Origin of the sequence: Sphingomonas sp. CCH5-D11 (assembly GCF_001557395.1) — a bacterium.
Taxonomy (GTDB): Bacteria; Pseudomonadota; Alphaproteobacteria; order Sphingomonadales; family Sphingomonadaceae; genus Sphingomonas.
On sequence record NZ_LSKH01000034.1, the window covers coordinates 1 to 2344 of the forward strand.

Sequence of the window (2344 nt, forward strand, 5' to 3'; positions counted from 1 at the left end):
GCCGCTTGGGGGCGGGGCGGGGGCGCTGGCTCCACGAGCGTTGGGGTATGCTTCCGGCCGTCGACATCGCCGTCCCGCGAGAGTTGCGCCTTCTGCCGGTCGTCTGCGTGTCACATGCCATTGAAGCCGCGCGCGCCAGACGCTAAGCGCCGGGCGACATGGGCATCAACCTCAACCCCTTCACCTGGTGGAACGGCGCCACCATCGGCACCTGGTTCGGCTTGCGCGGCAAGACGCGCATCGGCGAGGACGCGCTTGGCAACGTCTATTACGAGGGCGGCAGCGACACGGCGGGCAATCCGCGCCGCTGGGTGATCTACAATGGCGCGAACGATGCCAGCCGCGTGCCGCCGGAATGGTTCAGCTGGCTGCACCGCCATGTGGATGCGGCGCCCGAGCGTGCGCTGCCGCCGCCGCGTGCGTGGCAGAAGCCGGCGCGGCCGAACCTGACCGGCACCCCGGAGGCGTATCGGCCGACCGGCGCACTGGAAAAAGGCGGTCACCGTCAGTCTGCGACCGGTGATTACGAGGCGTGGAGCCCCGACGCGTGAAGCCGGCTGTCGCGGCCGGCGCGCTTGCCGTTGCCGCATTGCTTGGGGTTGGTGCGTGGCAAGGCGCGCGCTGGCTCGGCGGCGATGGTGACGATACGCGGCCCGCGACCAGCCAGCAGGTGCCCAATGCCGCGGACGACGATACGCCGTCCGATGTCGTGACGGTGGAGGGCGATGCTGCGCCGGTGGATGCCGGCAGCACGCCAATGGCGCAGCGCAGCGCCGTGATCGGCCTGCTCAACAAGCGCAACGGCGTCAGCCGCGATCTCACCATGAAGCCGGGGCAGGCGCTGCGTGTGGGGGACACGGTGGTGCGTCTGCGCGCCTGCGAGCGTACCGCCCCTTGGGAGCAGGAGCAGCTGACCGGCGCATTCCTCCAGCTCGACGTGCGCGGCAGCGACGAAAAGTGGCGTCGGGCCTTTTCCGGCTGGCTCTACAAGGAGCGGCCGACGCTCAACGTGGTGCAGCACCCCATTTATGATGTGTGGCCCAAGAGCTGCACGATGTCCTTCCCGGACAGGGGGCCGGAAACCGACGTGCTCGCACCGCCGTCCAGCGCGCGGAAATCAGCCCCCGGGGTACGCCAGGAGCCGCCCCCGCGTGCCGAGGATGGCCCAAGCACCTCCGACAGCGCGTCGCCCAGCAACGCCATATAGTCCTCCCGGTCGATCTCGATCGCGCCGAGCGAGGCGAGATGATCGGTCATGAACTGGCAGTCCAGCAGGGTGAAGCCGCCAAAGCGCAGCCGCGCCACCAGCGCCGCCAGCGCGGCCTTGGATGCGTCGGTCGTTCGGCTCACCATGCTTTCGCCAAAAAAGGCGCGCCCAATCGCCAGGCCATATAGGCCGCCTACCAGGCGATGGCCCTCCCAGCATTCGATCGAATGGGCAAAGCCGGCAGCGTGCAGTTCCAGGAAGACTCGCTCGATCGACGGGTTGATCCAGGTCTCCGGCCGGTCGCTGGCCGCTTCGGCACATAGCGCGATGACCGATTGAAAGGCCGTATCGGCAGTCAGCCTGAACCGTTCGGAACGCAGCGTCTTGCGCAGGGATCGGGACAGGTGAAAGCCGTCCAGCGGCAGGACGGCGCGTCGCCGCGGCTCTACCCAAAAGACGCCCGGCGCATCGCGGGCATCGGCCATCGGAAACACGCCAACGGCATAAGCGCCCAGCACGGATGCCGGATCGAGCACGTCATAGGAACGATGGCGCGTCATGGCTGGCGCGCATGATAGGTAGGTGCCGCCGCCCCTGCAAAGGCGCGACGGCAGAAATGAACAAAGTTATTCGTGGCAGGAAAGCGCGCCCTTGCCGGGCAGCTCGACCTTCACATTTGCCGTGTCGCCGGTCAGCTTCCAACCGCCCTCTGCGGTCAGCGGCTCGCCCGCGGTCGGCGCGGTCAGCGTCGTCGGCGTGCCGCCCTTTTCGGTGCGCACCACCACCTGCTTGTCGCCTTCGAAGAAGGTCAGATAGACAAGGCTGTTGTCACTGCAGCGCATCGTCTTGTCGGCCTTGATCGCGGGCGGCAGTTCAATGGAACCGGCGTTGGCGAGTTCCGAGGCCATCGGATCCGGGTTGGAATCCAGAACCTCGGGTTCCGAATTGGAGTTACATGCGGCAAGCGCGAAAAGCGCCGCGGCGGCAAAGGGGAAGGGGCTCTTCATAACGTCCCGCGACTTCGCCGATGCAGCATGGAGCGTCAAGGCAGGGGAGTGCTCCAGAGATATTTTATTGCAGTAAAGCTGTCCTGAACGCGGTGCGATGACGCGAAAACGGCGGTGAGGATGGCATGGT

3 protein-coding genes and 1 pseudogene are annotated in these 2344 nt (G+C 66.9%); 2 read left to right on the top strand and 2 right to left on the bottom strand.

The annotated features are described in order from the left end of the window. Window positions 1–158: 158 nt before the first annotated feature. Window positions 159–551 carry an NADH:ubiquinone oxidoreductase subunit NDUFA12 gene (locus tag AX702_RS02175; RefSeq protein ID WP_066775681.1) on the top strand — a complete coding sequence of 131 codons (393 nt, stop codon included), beginning with the start codon at window positions 159–161 and terminating at the stop codon, window positions 549–551. Next, window positions 548–1084 (top strand): annotated as a pseudogene (locus AX702_RS22780) (DUF2155 domain-containing protein); the annotation flags it as partial. The gene AX702_RS02175 and the pseudogene AX702_RS22780, both read left to right, overlap by 4 nt. On the opposite strand, the gene aat reads toward AX702_RS22780, so the two are convergent. Both aat and AX702_RS02190 read right to left on the bottom strand, forming a co-directional pair. Then, window positions 1027–1767: a leucyl/phenylalanyl-tRNA--protein transferase gene (aat, locus tag AX702_RS02185; RefSeq protein WP_066775685.1), complete on the bottom strand. Its 741-nt coding sequence runs from the start codon at window positions 1765–1767 to the stop codon at window positions 1027–1029. The pseudogene AX702_RS22780 and the gene aat overlap by 58 nt on opposite strands. A 66-nt stretch (window positions 1768–1833) precedes the next feature. Further along, on the bottom strand, window positions 1834–2214 hold the full coding sequence (locus tag AX702_RS02190) for a hypothetical protein (RefSeq protein WP_066775688.1): 381 nt from the start codon (window positions 2212–2214) through the stop codon (window positions 1834–1836). Window positions 2215–2344: the final 130 nt, after the last annotated feature.

Coding starts and splice junctions, on each gene's coding strand:
- AX702_RS02175 (WP_066775681.1), top strand. CDS start 159: ATGGGCATCAACCTCAACCCCTTCACCTGGTGGAACGGCGCCACCATC.
- aat (WP_066775685.1), bottom strand. CDS start 1,767: ATGACGCGCCATCGTTCCTATGACGTGCTCGATCCGGCATCCGTGCTG.
- AX702_RS02190 (WP_066775688.1), bottom strand. CDS start 2,214: ATGAAGAGCCCCTTCCCCTTTGCCGCCGCGGCGCTTTTCGCGCTTGCC.